General features: G+C 67.8%; 18 protein-coding genes and 1 pseudogene. 5 read left to right on the top strand and 14 right to left on the bottom strand.

Translation table 11 applies throughout. The features are described 5' to 3' along the window. Positions 1-14 precede the first annotated feature (14 nt). The 4 genes from DQP57_RS07295 to DQP57_RS07280 form a co-directional block, all read right to left on the bottom strand. Positions 15-596: a TetR/AcrR family transcriptional regulator gene (locus DQP57_RS07295; protein WP_205869064.1), complete on the bottom strand. Its 582-nt coding sequence runs from the start codon at positions 594-596 to the stop codon at positions 15-17. A gap of 90 nt (positions 597-686) precedes the next feature. Beyond that, complete coding sequence (locus DQP57_RS07290; RefSeq protein ID WP_112632373.1) at positions 687-1,598, bottom strand: alpha/beta fold hydrolase; 912 nt, start codon at positions 1,596-1,598, stop codon at positions 687-689. Further along, positions 1,598-2,035, bottom strand: coding sequence for a PaaI family thioesterase (locus DQP57_RS07285; protein ID WP_112632372.1), 438 nt, complete (start codon positions 2,033-2,035; stop codon positions 1,598-1,600). The genes DQP57_RS07290 and DQP57_RS07285 overlap by 1 nt, the downstream gene beginning before the upstream one ends. Positions 2,036-2,088: 53 nt before the next feature. Beyond that, complete coding sequence (locus DQP57_RS07280) at positions 2,089-2,613, bottom strand: TetR/AcrR family transcriptional regulator (RefSeq protein WP_240631701.1); 525 nt, start codon at positions 2,611-2,613, stop codon at positions 2,089-2,091. 224 nt (positions 2,614-2,837) lie between these two features. On the opposite strand from DQP57_RS07280, the gene DQP57_RS07275 reads away from it, so the two are divergent. The 5 genes and pseudogenes from DQP57_RS07275 to DQP57_RS07260 all read left to right on the top strand — a co-directional run. Next, a complete protein-coding gene (locus tag DQP57_RS07275) occupies positions 2,838-4,331 on the top strand; it encodes an acetyl-CoA acetyltransferase (RefSeq protein ID WP_205869063.1) in 1,494 nt (497 codons plus the stop codon). Further along, the gene (locus DQP57_RS07270) at positions 4,328-5,428 is read left to right on the top strand and encodes a zinc-dependent alcohol dehydrogenase (protein WP_112632370.1); all 1,101 of its coding nucleotides are present in this window, start codon (positions 4,328-4,330) and stop codon (positions 5,426-5,428) included. Before DQP57_RS07275 ends, DQP57_RS07270 begins: the two co-directional genes overlap by 4 nt. Positions 5,429-5,461: 33 nt before the next feature. Further along, positions 5,462-6,040, top strand: a complete 579-nt coding sequence (locus DQP57_RS07265) for a carboxymuconolactone decarboxylase family protein (RefSeq protein WP_112632369.1) — start codon at positions 5,462-5,464, stop codon at positions 6,038-6,040. A 238-nt stretch (positions 6,041-6,278) separates the two neighbouring features. After that, positions 6,279-6,431: a hypothetical protein gene (locus tag DQP57_RS26825; RefSeq protein WP_165821768.1), complete on the top strand. Its 153-nt coding sequence runs from the start codon at positions 6,279-6,281 to the stop codon at positions 6,429-6,431. A gap of 142 nt (positions 6,432-6,573) precedes the next feature. Beyond that, a pseudogene (locus DQP57_RS07260) lies at positions 6,574-7,260 on the top strand (phosphoribosyltransferase); the annotation flags it as partial. Between the two features lie 26 nt (positions 7,261-7,286). On the opposite strand, the gene DQP57_RS07255 reads toward DQP57_RS07260, so the two are convergent. From DQP57_RS07255 to murG, 10 genes are all read right to left on the bottom strand, one after another. Further along, positions 7,287-7,631, bottom strand: a complete 345-nt coding sequence (locus DQP57_RS07255) for a phage holin family protein (protein ID WP_112632367.1) — start codon at positions 7,629-7,631, stop codon at positions 7,287-7,289. A 91-nt stretch (positions 7,632-7,722) separates the two neighbouring features. Then, on the bottom strand, positions 7,723-8,526 hold the full coding sequence (gene wag31, locus DQP57_RS07250; RefSeq protein WP_112632366.1) for a DivIVA-like cell division protein Wag31: 804 nt from the start codon (positions 8,524-8,526) through the stop codon (positions 7,723-7,725). A 286-nt stretch (positions 8,527-8,812) separates the two neighbouring features. Further along, on the bottom strand, positions 8,813-9,103 hold the full coding sequence (locus DQP57_RS07245) for a YggT family protein (RefSeq protein ID WP_007770770.1): 291 nt from the start codon (positions 9,101-9,103) through the stop codon (positions 8,813-8,815). 167 nt (positions 9,104-9,270) lie between these two features. Continuing rightward, positions 9,271-9,918 (bottom strand): cell division protein SepF, encoded by a 648-nt coding sequence (locus DQP57_RS07240; RefSeq protein ID WP_066873504.1) that lies wholly within the window; start codon positions 9,916-9,918, stop codon positions 9,271-9,273. A gap of 66 nt (positions 9,919-9,984) precedes the next feature. Continuing rightward, positions 9,985-10,758: a YggS family pyridoxal phosphate-dependent enzyme gene (locus DQP57_RS07235; protein ID WP_112632365.1), complete on the bottom strand. Its 774-nt coding sequence runs from the start codon at positions 10,756-10,758 to the stop codon at positions 9,985-9,987. A gap of 5 nt (positions 10,759-10,763) precedes the next feature. After that, positions 10,764-11,471 (bottom strand): peptidoglycan editing factor PgeF, encoded by a 708-nt coding sequence (gene pgeF / locus DQP57_RS07230; protein ID WP_112632364.1) that lies wholly within the window; start codon positions 11,469-11,471, stop codon positions 10,764-10,766. Between the two features lie 79 nt (positions 11,472-11,550). Continuing rightward, on the bottom strand, positions 11,551-12,708 hold the full coding sequence (ftsZ, locus tag DQP57_RS07225; protein ID WP_007770764.1) for a cell division protein FtsZ: 1,158 nt from the start codon (positions 12,706-12,708) through the stop codon (positions 11,551-11,553). A gap of 273 nt (positions 12,709-12,981) precedes the next feature. Beyond that, positions 12,982-13,947, bottom strand: coding sequence for a cell division protein FtsQ/DivIB (locus DQP57_RS07215; protein ID WP_112632362.1), 966 nt, complete (start codon positions 13,945-13,947; stop codon positions 12,982-12,984). After that, positions 13,944-15,410, bottom strand: coding sequence for a UDP-N-acetylmuramate--L-alanine ligase (murC, locus tag DQP57_RS07210; RefSeq protein WP_112632361.1), 1,467 nt, complete (start codon positions 15,408-15,410; stop codon positions 13,944-13,946). The genes DQP57_RS07215 and murC overlap by 4 nt, the downstream gene beginning before the upstream one ends. Continuing rightward, positions 15,407-16,633, bottom strand: coding sequence for an undecaprenyldiphospho-muramoylpentapeptide beta-N-acetylglucosaminyltransferase (murG, locus tag DQP57_RS07205; protein WP_112632360.1), 1,227 nt, complete (start codon positions 16,631-16,633; stop codon positions 15,407-15,409). The genes murC and murG overlap by 4 nt, the downstream gene beginning before the upstream one ends. Positions 16,634-16,752 lie beyond the last annotated feature (119 nt).

Below are 16,752 nucleotides of genomic sequence, written 5' to 3'. Positions count from 1 at the left end.
CGAGAGCTTGCTGGTTACAAACTGTGGACAACTCCCAGGTACCTGAGTGCTACGCGGGAGATCCGCTCACCGGTGGTGGCGATGTCCGCGGCTGGGAGTACAACATGACTCACTGTCAGTCGCACCAGAACATCTGCGACCTCCTCAACGTCTTCGGGATCGAGATCGTCGAAGTGGTCGTTGAACCAGGTGATCAGGGCCCCGGAACAGAGTGCAAGCAGGGAAGCCGATGTCGGCAGAAGTGGGAGGACCCCCGTAGACGACGAGCCACCGCGATCCTTCGCCGAGGGGTTGGACGTCAGAACTGCCTTGAGGAGCGGGCTGTCTTCTGCTTCACAGAGGGTGAACTGCACCGCTGCGGTGATGCCGCCCTGCACGTCGCCCGCATGTTCGGCAAGGACGGCACGAATGCCTTCCACAAAGCGCTGGCCCTCTGAGACCACGAGCGCGTCACCGAGCCCCTGTTTGTCGCCGAACTCTTTGTACAACGTCGGGCGGGAAACGCCGACCGATTCGGCAACCTCGCTCATCCGGACCTGATCCCAGCCCTTCTCGATGGTGAGTTCTCGTGTCGCCCTCAAAACCTGTTCGCGCACATGCCGGCGGAAAGACATCCGCACCGGTTCAGTTGGCATAGGAGCAGGATAGGCGCCAGCCCTACAAGGGCAGTCGACCGACAGCAGGGTTCATATGGTCCTGTCGAGGAATTCGACGACCGCCGTCGAGAATGCGTCGTTGTTGTCGCCGGCGATCATGTGTCCCGCGCCCGACACGTCAACGGTTTGCGCGTGCGGAACGACGGTGAGGAAATGCTTTACTGTCTCTTCGGAGACCATGTCAGATAGCAGGCCCCGGACCAGCAGCGTTGGCGCGGTTACCCGGCGGGCGCCATCGAGAAGGAAGGCGCTCATCATGTCGAAGTCTTTAGCGCCGTCGTCTGGATCACCTTGGAGGAACTGGAAATTCGACGTCACGAACGCTGGATCCCATCGCCAGACCCAGCGACCGTCTTCGCGACGTTGGAGAACTTTTCGGAGGCCGTTGAGGTTGTCGGGGCGGGGGCGGTGCGGGTTGTAGGCGGCGATCACGTCAGCGGCCGACTCGAGGCTGTCGAAACCTTCGGGGTGTGCCGACATGAACGCTACGACTCGTCGGGCGCCGTCCATCTCCATTCGCGGCGTGACGTCAACCAGGACGACGGCCTGCCATAGCTGTGGCGGGGCGAGCAAGTGTGTGCCGAGAATGGTCAAGCCGCCCAGAGAGGCGCCGATCGCGGCGACGGGGCGGCCGGAATCGGCGTAGGAGCGCACGGCCAGCAGGTCGGACCCCAGCCGGTCCATGTCATAGCGTCCGTCGGGGTCCCAGTCGCTGTCCCCGTGTCCCCTGGTGTCGTACGCGGCAACCGTGTAGCCCCGCTGATGCAAGCGTTGGGCGGTGACGTCCCAGGCCTGTCGGCTCTGACCGCCGCCGTGAAGGAGCAACACAACCGCCCGCGGCGCGTCACACCGGTAGAGGTCGACCGCCAGCGACAGTCCGTCCGCCGTGGGCACGCGCTCGACGACCGGGGCCGACGAATCACCTGCTCTGTGTGCAGACATCAGGAGTTCGTCTTCGGTGCGACGACGGTGACGGTGCCCTGGGCCGCACACACCGCTCTGCCGTCGTTGCTGATGTCGATCCGCGCCACACCGCTGGTTCTGCCCAGCGAGATGATCTCCGCCGTGGCTACACAAGTGCCACTGGAGACAGGACGAAGCAAATTCAGTTTGAACTCCGTCGTCGCGACCCAGGATCCCATCGGAATCACGGGATAAAACACCACTCCGAGGCAGTGGTCGACCATGGCCGATAAGCAGCCCCCATGCAAGTTGCCGAAAGGCGTCTTCAGGTCGTCGCGTGCGTCCATCTCCGCAACGAGCCGTCCCGCAGTGAATTCCGTGTGCCGGAAGCCGAGGTAACCGGCCAACCCGCCCGTGGTTTCTGCTGCGCTCTTTAGTTGCTCAGCGACCTCTTCGTTGAACGTGGTGAATTGCACAGACACTTCTGGCCTCCTACTTCAGCTGCTGTTGAGACATTAAGCCATAGTTGTCACACCGGTCGACGGTGGTCACCGGCCAGGATCGCGGGAAGGAGAAACCGCGAAAGAAACGCCCGGAGCCCGTCACGACTGCGCTCCCGCGGCCCTCGAACAGTCAGCAGGCTCAGTATCGTGCGGACAACCCACTCGGCGGCGTCGTCGACGGAGACGCCCGGTTCCACGCAACTCCAGTGTCTGGTGAAGATGGGACGCAGAAATTCGGTGACGATTTCGAAGAGGGACGTCGAGGTGCCCGCCGCGACACCCACGCCGGCGAGTTCCTCGTCGCTGCCGAACAACAATCCGATGATCTCTTCGCGGCGCGCGGCCTCAACTGTGTATTCCACGAAATCGACGAGCGCGGAACCCAGGTCGGCGTGCGCCGCGATCCGCGGGCTTATGCGGTCGAGATAGCGCTCGGCTGCGCGAATGATGACACCCGACATCACCGCCTCCCGACTGGGGAAGTAGCGATACACCGTTGCCCTGGACACACCCGCTGTTCTGCCGATGTCCTCCATGGTCGTGCCCACCACACCGCAACTCTCGAGGCACCGCTCGGCAGCATCGAGCAACCGGTCGCGAGCCGAACCACGATCTGACGGCGCGGCGGCACCCCATCTCAACAACTTTGTCGACACACGGCCAGTATGCCGCGAGGGGCGCACTCACCATTGTGACTTGCCCAGATACATGACACCATCGCCTTTGTGTCTCAAGCCAGCCCGGCGGCCCTGTGCGCGGGCCGATGCGGATGCAGATGCTGGTAGGAGCGCGTAACCCGGTGGTCGTCGGCGTGGGCGAAGTGACCCATCGCGGGGACGACTTCGTGGACCCGATCGACTTGGCAGTGGAGGCTGCACTCCGCGCGGTCAGAGACGCAGGTCGTGCGGTCGAGCGGCGCATCGACACCGTCGCGACTCCCGGCATCCTGGTCATACCACGCGACAATCCCGCCAGCAGGATCGCCGAAGCGATGCGCATCAGTCCCGCCCGCCGCATCAGCTGTCCAGTCGGCGGAAACACCCCGCAGTATCTCGTCGAGGTGTTGGGTGGCGAAATAGCCGAAGGCCGCGCAGATGTCATCCTGGTCGTCGGGGCGGAGAGCGGGCATTCCGCGCGCAAGCTTCAGGGCAGGGCACTTCTCGACTCGCCGCCCCCGCCCCGCTCCGGCGACGAATCCCTGGGCGACGCCCGCCCCGGGCTGAGTCAAGCCGAATTGTCGGTGGGTCTGAGTTGGCCGCACGAGGTGTATCCCATCTTCGAGTCCGCGATCGCCGCGCGCCACGGCCGCGACTTCGATGCTCAACGGGAGTGGCTGGGCACGCTGATGGCACCGTTCACAGCCGAGGCGGCACGCCATCCCCAACAGGCCTGGTTCCCACGCGCACGAAGTGCCACCGAACTCAGCGAAGTCACCGCGGAAAACCGCATGGTCTGCTTGCCCTATCCCAAGCTGCTCAACAGCATCATGTCCGTCGACATGGCTGCCGCCTTCATTCTCATGGCGGCCGACGTGGCGGACGAATTGGGCGTCGCGCGCGATCGTTGGGTCTTTCCCTGGTCAGCAGCGACCTGCAACGACGTGTACTTCCCCGTGGAACGGCCAGACCTCAGTCGCTCATCGGGTATCGAGGTAGCGGCACGGAAGGCTCTCAATGCGGGCCGGTTGACCACCGACGACATTCGGTGGTTCGACCTCTACTCCTGCTTCCCGTCGGCAGTTGAGATGGCTGCCGAGGCTCTCGACTTGGACCCCCTCGACGACAGAGGCCTCACAGTAACCGGAGGCCTGCCTTATCACGGCGGTCCCGGAAACAATTACGTCAGCCACTCGATCGTTGAGATGGTCCGACGGTGCAGACGCGACCCAACCGATGTCGGACTCGTCACTGGCCTCGGGTGGTATTCGACGAAGCATTCGGTCGGTCTGTGGTCGGCCACCCCGCCACCAACCGGGTGGCGACTGCTCGACACGGCGGTCGAGCAAGCTCAGATCGATTCATTGAGGTTGGGTGTCGCAGGCGTCGACGAGGCGGCCGGTTGCGCGACAGTGGACGGATACACCGTCGTCTACGACCGAGACGGGCAACCTCGATGGACTCCGATCATCGCGCACCTGTCTGACGGGCGAAGAGTTGTCGCGCGCAGCGATGATCCGCAGATCGCCGAGGCGATGGCGAGTGAGATGTACGTCGGCAAAACGGTTAGCCTCCGAACAACAGGGTCGTTCAGCGGGTTTGAGCTTCCATGATCGCCGAGGCGATGGTGTTGACGGGACCGCGGAGTCTGCAGCGGCGCCAGATCACCGTCCCCGACGTCGGCGATCGGGGTGCGATACTGCGAGTTGAAGCATGCGGTCTGTGCGGAACGGATCACGAACAGTTCACCGGACACCTGCCTGCCGGCTTCTCATTCGTTCCAGGTCACGAAATCGTCGGCATCGTCGAACACGTCGGCACCTCGGCCAGCCAACGCTGGGGTGTACAAGCCGGCCAGCGCGTGGCCGTCGAGGTGTTCCGGTCCTGCCGAGTCTGCCCCGAGTGTCGCCGTGGCGAATACCGGCGGTGCGCGGTGAACGGCATCGCCACCATGTTCGGGTTCGTCGACGTGGAGATCGGCGCGGGCTTATGGGGCGGATACGCCACCCATGTGGAGCTTCCGTGGGACGCGATGCTACTCCCGATTGCCGAAGACATGGATCCCGTTCTCGCCACGTTGTTCAACCCTCTCGGGGCCGGTATCCAATGGGGGGCAACTCTTCCCGATACCAAGGCGGGGGACGTCGTAGCGATCCTGGGGCCCGGCATCCGCGGAATCTGCGCGGCCGTGGCGGCCAAAGAGGCGGGAGCCGCGGTCGTCGCGATGACCGGCGTCGGCCCACGCGACGAACAACGACTGGCCATAGCCAGATCATTCGGTGTCGACCTGCCCATCGATGTATCGCAGGACAATGCAGTGACAGCGCTCCAGCGTGAAACAGGCGGACGGCTTGCCGACGTGGTCGTCGACGTCACCGCCAAAGCACCCTCCGCATTCGCCGATGCCGTCGACCTTGCCAGACCGGGCGGCACAGTCGTGGTGGCCGGCACCCGCGGAGGAGGCGGCGCGCCCCGGTTTGAACCAGACTTGTTGATATATAAAGAATTACGCGTCGTAGGCGCACTCGGCGTGGAGTATCCCGCCTACCGGGCAGCCCTCGAGATTCTCGCTGAAGGCCGCTGGCCGTTCGACCGCATCACCAGAGAATCAACCGGATTCGCTGGGCTCGCGCCGCTGCTCAATTCGCTTGCAGATGAAAATGCCCGATCAAGTGCGGCGCTGCACAACGTCTTCTTGCCCACTCGCTGACGGCATGCAGAGGTTCAACAGAGAGGGCCACCCGTGACCATGGCGGAACGCGTACCGATGCTCGACCGCGAGCAGGCCCGGCTGCGTGCTGCCGAATGTGGGTTGCCCGAAGAGTTGGCAGACCTGTCGGTATTCCGCGTGGCACTTCATCAGCCGCGTGTGGCGGTTGCGCTGTACGGGCTGCTAGACGCGTTACTATTCCGCGGTTCCCTTGACGCGCGGCTACGCGAGCTGGTCATCATGCGCATCGGCTGGATCACTGGCTCCGAATACGAATGGACTCAACATTGGCGAATCGCCACACTGCTCGGCGTGCCTGAGCATGATCTCCTGGCGGTGCGCGACTGGCAGAATTCCGAAAGCCTCGGGCCAGTCGAGCGTGTGGTCCTCGCAGCGACCGATGATGTGGTACGCGACGGGGTCATCTCCGAGGAAAACTGGGCAGGGTGCCAGAAGGCATTCAATAGCGATCACGCGGTTTTGGTCGAACTTGTCGGAGCAATCGCCAATTGGCGGCTCTTTTCGATCCTGCTTCGATCCCTGAATATTCCGCTTGAGTCCGGTACCGACGGCTGGCCGCCCGATGGGCGAGCTCCTCGGCGTGGCGATTGAGCGAAAAACGTGGACCGGTGCTTGACCGAAGCGGTCAGCGCCCCAATCTCCAGACCACGACCCGTGTCGTAGACGGACAAGTCCCCCCTCGGACACCCGACTGCGGCGAGAGAAATGCGCTTGCGTGCATTTCCGAGCCGATGGAGGGTGTTGAGCGGCGAAGCCACGATCACACCCGACTGAGAGCGGCGAAGCCGCGATCACACCCTCATAACTCACTGCCGCAGATGCCGCTTCGGTGGCGGGGACGCCCCTGGCGATCGTCGCCGACAGCCATCCGATGGCCCACCCGCCGCACACCAGCAGAAACGTGTGCCGGGAGGTGGCGTCGCCCGCCGTGGCAACCACCGCCAAAATGACCGCCCAGACGATCGCGCAGGCGATGCTGTAGGCCGTGTAGGTGCCGTAGCGCCGTCTCATCTCGCAGATCCTTTCGGTGGTGCCTGCCCCGGCCGCCCACCCGAACTCTGCCACCGCGCGCGGGCCACCGCACGTAGCCTGGAGACAGGCCCAGCAGCCGGGAGTGTGAACGCATGAACCGATCGAGTGGCTTTATCCGGCGGACATCCCCGAAGACGTTCGTCGACCGGCGCGAGGCCGGACGCGCGCTGGGGCAGGAGCTGGCGGCCTACCGCGGCCGGAGTGATGTGCTGGTCTTCGGGTTGGCCCGCGGCGGCGTGCCGGTGGCGTGGGAGATCGCCGCGGCCCTCGGGGCTCCGCTCGACGTCTTCCTGGTCCGCAAGCTCGGGGTGCCGCAGTGGTCAGAGCTGGCGATGGGCGCCTTGGCCAGCGGTGGCGGCGTGGTGATGAACGACGACGTGGTGCGCGGCCTGCACATCACCGACGAGCAGGTGCGCGAGGTGATCGACAGCGAGGCGGCCGAACTGCTGCGGCGCGAACACGCCTACCGGGGTGGTCGCCCGATGGCCGACCTGCGCGGCAGGATCGTCGTCCTGGTCGACGACGGAATCGCAACGGGCGCAAGCATGCTCGCCGCCGTGCGCGCCATCCGGGCCGCAGGCCCGAAGTCGATCGTGGTCGCCGTCCCGGTGGGACCGGCGTCGACCTGCGGCGAACTCGCGCGGGAGGCCGACGACGTGGTGTGCTTGACGATGCCGCCCGGCTTCGAAGCGGTCGGCCAGGTCTACGACGACTTCCACCAGATCAGCGACGACGAGGTGCGCGAGCTGCTGGGCACGCCGACCGGCGGAGCGCGGTAACGCGCAACCGCGGCCGGGACAGGAAGTTACTTGGCGGGCTCGTCGCCGTGGCCGTCGGACGGGACCCTGGACTCTTCGGTCTGCGCGGCCTGCGCGGGCTCCCCCGTCGCCGCCGGTTCGCCCTCGCCCGGGGCCTCCTCGGGGTAGTCGACGTAGCCTTCGTCGTCGACCGGGGCCTCGTCGGCGTCCTGGGCTTCGCCGCCGCCCAACTCACCCCGCTGGCGTTCCCGCAGCGCGTCGAGGATCAACAACACCACGCCCACCACGCTGGCGGCGATGCAGACCCAGGCCACCAGCTCGTTGCTCGTGACGACCGCGAACACCAACGCGACGAGCCCGATCAGGGCCAGGACCAGCGCAATGATGAGCATCAGTCATCCTCCAAGCGACGAGCGGGACCGCGGTTTCATGACCTAGTGTGCCAACCCCGAAGCTCGGCGAGCGACCGGCACGCCCGAACGGCTAGTTGTTGCCCCGGTTGAACTGGTCGAAGCTGCCCGCGTCCGCGCTGGAGTCCACGGGTGCCGCGGATCCGCGCTGCCCGAGTTCCTCCAGCTGCGATTCCAGGTAGGTCTTGAGCCGGGTGCGGTATTCGCGCTCGAAGGTGCGCAGCTGCTCGAGGCGGCCTTCCAGGACGGTGCGCTGCTGGTTGATGGTGCCCATGATCTCGGAGTGCTTGCGCTCGGCGTCGGCCTGCAGGGCGTCGGCCTTCTCCTGAGCCTGCCGCAACTGGGTTTCCGAACGGGTCTGCGCGTCGGCGAGCATCGCGTCGGCGCGCTGCCGGGCCTCGGCGACGGTGGTCTCGGCGGTGCTGCGGGCCTCGCTGAGGATCTGGTCGGCATTGGCGCGGGCGTCGGCCAGCATCTTTTCCGACTCGGTCTTGGCGGTGGTGGTCAGGCGGTCGGCGGTGTCCTGCGCCAGCGTCAGCACCCGAGCGGCCTTCATGGCCTGTTCCTCGTTGTTGACCGCGGCGGCCGGGGCCGCGGCCGGCGCCGGCTTGGCCGGTTCCGGTTCGGGCTCGCGCACGGGAATCGCCTGGGTGGGGGCGGCGGCCGCGGCCGGGGTGGCCGAGCCACCGCCGGAGGCCAGCTCGTGGTCCAGCTCTTCGATGCGCTGGCGCAGATCGCTGTTCTCTTCGATGAGCCGCGTCAGCTCGGCTTCCACCAGATCGAGGAAGGCATCCACCTCGTCTTCGTTGTAGCCCCGCTTGCCGATCGGTGGCTTACTGAACGCCACATTGTGGACGTCGGCTGGTGTAAGCGGCATTGTTTCGTCCCCTCAAGTTCCCTGTCGAACGTTCTGGAAAGTGTAGAACGCAGTGGTAGCCGTAGTGCAACTGCCGTCCATCCTGTCACACCAGGCGCGACCGTTGCTGATTAGCCCAATAAATAAGAGCCAATTTCAAACATTGAGGGCAATAAAATCCGAAACCTTAGAAATTTTAAATGGCGGGTACCACACCGACGCTAAAACGTGTCCGAACCGTCTCCGGGGCGGAATGGATTGACCCCGACGGGCCGGAGGCGCGGCCTCGACCGAGGCGTCCCGTGGCCTAGGCGGCGGCGCCGAACGCCAGCTGCATGCCGATGAACGCGACGAGCAACAGCACCATGATCGACAGGTCGAAGCGGACCGCCCCGATGGTGAGTTGCGGGATCAGCCGGCGCAGCAACTTCACCGGCGGATCGGTGATCGACAGGATGATCTCGAGCACCACGACGGTGATGCCGGTGGGATGCCAGTCCCGGCTGAACGAGCGGATGAACTCGACGACGACCCGGGCGATGAGCAGCAGCCAGAAGATGAACAGCGCAAACCCGAGGATCTGAAAGAACAACACCAACTGAAGTGCCCCGACCTTACCGATGAGAAGCTAAGCGATGCCAAGCGCCGTGGATCAGCGCGGCGCCTGCCAGCGTACCGACTCCGAGTAAGAGTCCTTAGCTCACGTCGCCCCTGCGGTCCCTCGAGAAACCGAACGACCGCTGCGGATCGGGGCGGCGGATGCGCCTATTGGTAAGCGTAGAAACCGGTTTCGGCGATCCGGCGGCGCTCCTCCGGGGACACGTCCACGTCGGCGGGCGACAGCAGGAACACCTTGGTCGCGACCTTGTCGAACGAGCCGCGCAGGGCGAAGGCCAGGCCGGCCGCGAAGTCGACGAGCCGCTTGGCGTCGGCGTTGTCCATCGACACCAGGTCCATGATCACCGGGGTGCCGTCGCGGAAACGCTCGCCGATGGTGCGGGCCTCGCTGTAGTCCTTGGGCCGCAGCGTGGTGATCTTCGACAGCGGGTGGCCCTCTTCGAACATCATCGCCATCCGGCGCGGGTCCATCGCCAGCGCGCCGCGGGTGGAGTTGCGCAACCACGACCCGAAGCGCGGGCCGCCGCCCCGCTCGGCGCGGTCGAACTCGCGGGGGTGGACGGCGCCGTAGCGCGGTTCGTCTCCGTAGCCGCCGCGATAGCCGGCGGGCGGCGGGTAGTCGGCGGGCTCGCGGCGCGGATCGTCGTAGTCGTCTTGCTCGTAACGACCGTATCCGTCGTCAAATCGCGGGCGCGGGAAACCACGGGAGGGGGCGTGGTCGTCGTAATACTCGTCCTCGTAGTCGTCCATTGGGGCCATACCGAAATAGGCCTTGACTTTGTGCAGTGTGCTCATTGCGTTGACCCTTCTAGCCCCTGGGAGTACTGGTGTTAGTGATAAAGCTGTTACTGCAGTGACTACTTACGGTGACGGTAACCGCCGCGGGCCCATTAGCGCGGTACCGACACGCACACATGTCGAACCGTGTTTGACGGCGATTTCGAAGTCGTTCGACATGCCGGCGGACAGCCCGACGGCGTTGCGGTGGGACTCGAGAACCCGCCGATGCTCGGATCGGAGCCGGTCAAACGCCTCTTCGGGGTCCGAGTCCAGCGGCGGAATCCCCATCAGCCCGACCAGGTCCAGGTTCTTGGAATCCTCGACCCGGTCGCACACCTGATCGACGGCTCCCGGCCGGGAAATGTCGATGCCGCCGCGCGACTCGTCGCCGTCGAGGCTGACCTGGACGTAGATCCGCATCGGGTCGGTGCGACGGCCGTCGGAAAGCGCCGCGGCCACCCCCTTGTCGAGCGCGGTCACCAGGTGCGTGCTGTCGACCGAGTGCGCGGTGTGCGCCCAGCGCGCCACAGACCGGGCCTTGTTCCGCTGGATGTGACCCACCATGTGCCAACGCGGATTTCCCACGCCCGCCCGCGCGGGCGCCGCGAGCAGCCGGGTGACTTCGGCCACTTTCGCCGTCGCTTCCTGGTCCCGCGATTCGCCGACGGCGCGACAACCCAATCGCGACAAAGTCACCACATCGGTTGCTGGGAAGTATTTGGTAATGGGCAGAACTTCGATATCGCCGACATTGCGGCCCGCCGCTTCGGCCGCCGCGGCAAGGCGTGAGCGCACCGACGCCAATGCGTGAGTCAATTCCGATTCGCGGTCGCTTCCAGTGTCCGGGGCCGCCATCGCAGTCACTCCATCCAGACCAGTGAGGCCAGCCGCCCGGTCGGCGCGTCCCGGCGGTGACTGAACAACGCCGGGTCGTCCACCGTGCATCGCGGATCGATGTCGATGGCCGTTACGCCCAAATCCCTTAGCTGGCAAGCGATTCCGGCACGCAGATCCAGTCCGGGCGTGCCCGCCGCGGTGGTGGTGCGGCTACCCGGCAACGCCGCCTCGACCTCGTCGGCCATCGCCGCAGGCACTTCGTAGTTGCGGCCGCTGACCGCCGGGCCCAGCAGGGCCGATATGTCTTCGGGCCGCGCGCCGAGCCCCAGCATCGTCTCCACCGTGCGGGCCACCACCCCGCGCTGGGCGCCGACCCGGCCGGCGTGCACCGCCGCGGCCACACCGGCCCGCGCGTCGGCCATCAACACCGGCACGCAATCGGCGGTCACCACCGCCAGCGCCAGTCGTGCGGTGCGGGTCACCAACGCGTCGGTGTTGTCGACCGCGGTGTCGCGGGCCCCGTCGACCACCTCGACCCGGTCACCGTGGACCTGGTTCATCCACACAACGCGACTGCCGCGCAGGCCGATGGCGGCGGCCAGCCGGGCCCGGTTGTCGGCCACCGCCGCGGGGTCGTCCCCGACGTGGTCACCCAGGTTGAAGGTGTCGAAGGGCGGCTTCGAGACCCCACCGGCGCGGGTGGTGGTCACCCGCCGAATGCGAACGCTCACGTGACCAGTATCCGAAATTCCGTGTCGGCCAGGCGGCCCCGACCGTCGCGGCCGGGGGTCCAGGGTCACCGGCATGTTCTCAGCGGCGCATGAAGGGCGGCACGTCGACGTCGTCGTCATCGCCGCCGATATTCAGGGTCGAGCCGTTGGTGTGGACCGGCACGCTGACCGCGTCGACCGGTTCGAACAGCGTCGAGGTGAGCTTGCCCGCCTTCGCCGACTCGATCCGGTGCGCGCCGCCCTTTTCTTCCTTGTCGGCGCTGCCCCCGATGACGGGTTTGCGGCCGGCGCCGGCGGCGTCGAAGCCCGCGGCGATGACGGTGACGCGCACCTCGTCGCCCAGCGAGTCGTCGATCACGGTGCCGAAGATGATGTTGGCGTCCTGGTGGGCGGCGTCCTGCACCAGCGAGGCCGCCTCGTTGATCTCGAACAGACCGAGGTCGCTGCCACCGGCGATCGACATCAGCACGCCATGTGCGCCCTCCATCGAGGCTTCCAGCAGCGGCGAGTTGATGGCGATCTCGGCGGCCTTGAGCGAGCGGCCCTCGCCGCGCGCGGATCCGATACCCATCAGGGCCGTGCCCGCCCCGGACATGATGCCCTTGACGTCGGCGAAGTCCACGTTGATCAGGCCCGGCGTGGTGATCAGGTCGGTGATGCCCTGCACACCGTTGAGCAGCACCTCGTCGGCGCTGCGGAAGGCGTCCATCAGTGACACCGCGGCGTCGCCCATCTGCAGCAGCCGGTCGTTGGGGATCACGATCAGGGTGTCGCAGCTCTCGCGCAGCGCCGAGATGCCGCTCTCGGCCTGGTTGCCGCGCCGCTTGCCCTCGAACGAGAACGGCCGGGTGACCACGCCGACGGTCAACGCGCCCAGCTTGCGCGCGATGCTGGCGACGACGGGCGCGCCGCCGGTCCCGGTGCCACCGCCCTCGCCGGCGGTGACGAACACCATGTCGGCGCCGCGCAGCAGCTCCTCGATCTCGTCCTTGGCGTCCTCGGCGGCCTTGCGGCCGACCTCGGGGTCCGCCCCGGCTCCGAGGCCGCGCGTGGACTCGCGCCCGACGTCGAGTTTGACGTCGGCATCGCTCATCAACAGCGCCTGTGCGTCGGTGTTGATCGCGATGAACTCCACGCCTTTGAGGCCTTGTTCGATCATCCGGTTGACGGCGTTGACGCCGCCGCCACCGATACCCACGACCTTGATCACGGCCAGGTAGTTATGCGGGGGGGTCATCATTCGTCTTCCTCCCTGATGGGCTTGGCTCAGCTCTCCCGGCGGTGGGCTCCTCCGGACGTTCGCGTCCCTTCCCGGCAAACCCTCAACCTCAACCATAGAGTTAGAGTTATGTCAAGTAGTAACGCGCAACCAGAACGGTATGGGTACGGCGCGCCCTAACCCCGCAGGCGCGCCGACACGCGCTCCGCAAATTTTGGGCAATTTTGCAGCGCCGGGGCGGCGTGAGCGCTGCTCGACGGCGCATCGTGCCGCGCGACGTGACGAAGATCGCTACTTGACCGTCGGCAGGTCCGGGCTGGAGACGTCGTAGGTCTTGCCGGGCTGGGTCAACAGCGCGGCCAGCTTCTCGGCCTTCTCGTCGGTGCGGTCGGTGGTCCCCCAGATCACCACCCGGCCGTCGCCGAGCGTCAGCGTGATCGAGGCCACCGAGGGCGCCGCGATCCGGCCGACCTGGCCCTCGACCTCGGGCCGCAGCGCGGTCAGCACCTGCAGGGCGGCCTTGGTCGCCGGATCGTTCGGTCCCGGGTCGGCGACATCGAGGTACGGCAGCGCCGGGGGCGGCGGCCCCGTCGCGAAGTCCACGCCGTCGCGGTCGAAGAGATGGGGGCCGTCGGGAAAGTCCTTGACCGCCACCGGAACTCGCTCCACGATGGTGATCCGCAGCGCCGACGGATACTGGCGTTGCACCCGCGCGCTGGCCACCCGCCGGATCGCCGCCACCCGGTCGGCCACCTGGCTGGTGTTGATCTGCAACAGCGGGGTCCCTGGCCGCACTTTCGCCGCGTCCAGGACCTCCTCCCGGGTGACCACCCCGGTGCCCACGACGACGATGTTGCGCGCCGACATCGCCGGCGTGAAGTAGAGGATCAGGGCCAGCCCGATGCCCACGATGACCAGCAGGACGGTGGCCAGCAGCATCTTCAGGCCCCGAACGACGCCACGCGCCGGTTGTTTAGGGGGGTAGGGCTCGCTGCCCAGTCCGCTGGCCCGGCGCTTCGCCTCGCGGCGCGCCTCTTCGATGGCGGTGGCGCGGGCCTGTGCGGCGCGGCGTTCGGCCCGTTCCCGACGGGCGCGCCGGCGTGGTCCCTCGACCTCGGCCTGATCGGCCCCCTGATCGGGCTGGGGGCCGGCCGCGTCGGTGACGAGCGGCTCGGTGACCGCGTCGTCGCCGTCGGGCTGGGCTTCGGCCCGCTCGCCCGCCACGTCGGTCGGGACGGGGTCGTCGGGCTCGGTCATCGCAACGCCCCGGGCGCCCCGCGGTTGGCCCGCACCCGCAGCGCCGTCACGATCTCGGGCCCGAGCAGGGTCACGTCGCCGGCGCCCATGGTGACGATGACGTCACCGGGCGCGGCCACGGCGGCCACTTGTTCGGCGGCCGCGGAGAAGTGCGGCAGATAGCTCACCGGCACGGTGACGTGCTCGGCGACGCTGGCCCCGCTGACGCCGGCCAGGGGCTGTTCGCGAGCGCCATAGACGTCGAGAACGAAGACTTGGTCCGCGGCGTCCAGAGCTCGCCCGAACTCCTCCGCGAAAGCCTTTGTGCGCGAATACAAATGGGGCTGGAACACCGCGATGCTGCGGCCGTCACCGCTCTGCTCGAGCAGGGTGCGGACCGCAGCCAGCGTGGCGACGATCTCCGTGGGGTGGTGAGCGTAGTCGTCGAACACCCGCACCGACGCCGCGCTGCCCACCAGTTCGAACCGGCGGCGCACGCCCTCGAAGCCGGCCAGGCCGTCCAGCACGGCGTCGGCAGGCGCGCCGATCTCGAGCGCCGCCAGCAGCGCACCCATCGCGTTGAGCGCCATGTGGCGGCCGGGCACCGACAGCCGCATCACCCGCGGGTGTTGCTCCGGGTCCAGTTCGGGGGCCAGCCGGATCTGCGCGACGGCCTCGGTGCCCTGCTGTTGCCACGACAACAACGTGGCGGCGAGTTCGTCGCCGGAGCGCGGGGACCCGTACCGCAGCACCCGGATGCCCAGCTCGGCGGTGCGCCTGGCCAACGACTCGGCCCCCGGGTCGTCGACGCACACCACCAGCGCCCCGCCCGGGGCCAGCCGCTCGACGAAGGCGTCGAACACGGCGACATAGGCGTCGGCGCTGCCGTAGAAGTCCAGGTGATCGGTCTCGATGTTGGTGACCACGGCGACGTTGGGGGTGTACTCGAGCAGCGAGCCGTCGCTTTCGTCGGCCTCGGCGACGAAGCAGTCGCCGCTGCCGTGGTGAGCGTTGGTGCCGGCCTCCCCCATCTCGCCGCCGACCGCGAAGGACGGGTCGCGTCCGCAGTGCTGCAGCGCCACGATCAGCATCGACGTCGTCGTCGTCTTGCCGTGGGTGCCGGTGACCATCAGCGTGGTGCGGCCGTCCATCAGCTTGGCCAGCACGGCCGGCCGCAGGATCACCGGGATGCCGCGCCGGCGGGCCTCGACGAGCTCGGGGTTGGTCTTCGGGATGGCGGCGTGGGTGGTGATGACCGCGGTGGCGCCGCCGGGCAACAGGTCCAGGGCGGAGGCGTCGTGGCCGATGTTGATCTGCGCGCCCCGGGCGCGCAGCGCGTGGATGCCGCGCGACTCCTTGGCGTCCGAGCCGGACACCAGGCCGCCGCGGTCGAGCAGGATGCGGGCGATGCCCGACATGCCGGCCCCCCCGATGCCGACCATGTGCACCCGCTGCAGCTCGGGGGGCAGCTGCGGGGTGTTCACCGGCTTCCCCCGGCCGGCCGGTCGCTCGGGCGGCCGAGCTGCGCCTTCCTGGCGATGTCCAGCGCCGCCTGGGCCACCCGGCGCGCCGCGTCGGGATGCCCCACCAGCGCGGCGGCGGCGGTCATGGCCGCCAGCCGCGGCGGGTCGCCCATGAGCCCCGCTACCTCGCGGGCCACCAGCTCCGGCGTCAGGTCGGCGTCGGCGACGATCATGCCGCCGCCGGCGTTGACCACCGGCAGCGCGTTGAGCCGTTGCTCGCCGTTACCGATCGGCAGCGGCACGTAGATGGCCGGCAGGCCCACCGCCGACACCTCGGCGACCGTCATGGCCCCGGACCGGCAGATCACCAGGTCGGCGGCGGAATAGGCCAGATCCATCCGGTCGAGGTAGGGCACCGCAACGTAGGGCGGGTCGCCCGGCGCAGGGTCGCGCAACTCCAGCGTGTTCTTGGGGCCGTGCGCATGCAGGACGGCCACGCCGGCGGCGGCGAGCTCGGCGGCCGCGCCGGACACGGCCCGGTTCAGCGAGGCCGCGCCCTGCGAGCCGCCGAACACCAGCAGCACCCGCGCGTCGTCGGCGAAGCCGAAATACCTGCGCGCCTCGGCGCGCAACGCCGCGCGGTCCAGCGAGGTGATGGCCTCGCGCACCGGCACCCCGACCACCTCGGCGCGGGGCAGGCCGCAATCGGCCACCGCGGAAAGCACCCGCACGGCGCTGCGGGCGCCCACCCGGTTGGCCAGTCCGGCGCTGGCGTTGGCCTCGTGGATCACCACCGGGACCCGGGGTTGGCGCGGCGAGACGCCGCGGGCGGCGAGGTAGGCCGGCAGCGCCACGTACCCGCCGAAGCCGATCACCACGTCGGCGTCGACCGCCCGGAGCACGGCGCGGGTCTCGCGGACGGCCCGCCACACCCGCGAGGGCAGCCGGGCCAGGTCGCCGCTGGGTTTGCGCGGCAGCGGCACCGGCGTGATCAGCTCGAGGTCATAACCGCGCTCGGGCACCAGCCTGGTCTCCAGCCCGCGGGCGGTGCCCAGCGCGGTGATCCTGACCTGCGGATCCAGGGCGCTCAGCGCGTCGGCGACGGCCATCGCGGGTTCGACGTGACCGGCCGTTCCCCCGCCGGCCAGCACGACCGACAGGGGCCTAAAAGAGGGCAACGCGGCACCGGCGGGCAAGGGGTCTGCCCCCCGCCCGCCGGTCGGCTTGTTGACCGTGTCGTTCACCCGTAACGCTGACCTTCCAGTGCGCGTGCGCGTCGTGGCTGACGCTGGCCGGCCGCCTGGCTGACGCGGCGCTGGCCAGATCCATGATGCCTCGCCCGTGATCGAGCGCTGCCCCCAGT

It is taken from the genome of Mycobacterium colombiense, assembly GCF_003284935.1.
Taxonomy (GTDB): domain Bacteria; phylum Actinomycetota; class Actinomycetes; order Mycobacteriales; family Mycobacteriaceae; genus Mycobacterium; species Mycobacterium arosiense_A.
Note: the sequence above shows the minus strand (reverse complement) of the source record. Positions and strands in the feature narration are given on the sequence as shown.

Coding starts and splice junctions, on each gene's coding strand:
- DQP57_RS07290 (WP_112632373.1), bottom strand. CDS start 1,598: ATGTCTGCACACAGAGCAGGTGATTCGTCGGCCCCGGTCGTCGAGCGC.
- DQP57_RS07275 (WP_205869063.1), top strand. CDS start 2,838: ATGCTGGTAGGAGCGCGTAACCCGGTGGTCGTCGGCGTGGGCGAAGTG.
- DQP57_RS07270 (WP_112632370.1), top strand. CDS start 4,328: ATGATCGCCGAGGCGATGGTGTTGACGGGACCGCGGAGTCTGCAGCGG.
- DQP57_RS07255 (WP_112632367.1), bottom strand. CDS start 7,631: ATGCTCATCATTGCGCTGGTCCTGGCCCTGATCGGGCTCGTCGCGTTG.
- wag31 (WP_112632366.1), bottom strand. CDS start 8,526: ATGCCGCTTACACCAGCCGACGTCCACAATGTGGCGTTCAGTAAGCCA.
- DQP57_RS07240 (WP_066873504.1), bottom strand. CDS start 9,918: ATGAGCACACTGCACAAAGTCAAGGCCTATTTCGGTATGGCCCCAATG.
- DQP57_RS07235 (WP_112632365.1), bottom strand. CDS start 10,758: ATGGCGGCCCCGGACACTGGAAGCGACCGCGAATCGGAATTGACTCAC.
- ftsZ (WP_007770764.1), bottom strand. CDS start 12,708: ATGACCCCCCCGCATAACTACCTGGCCGTGATCAAGGTCGTGGGTATC.
- DQP57_RS07215 (WP_112632362.1), bottom strand. CDS start 13,947: ATGACCGAGCCCGACGACCCCGTCCCGACCGACGTGGCGGGCGAGCGG.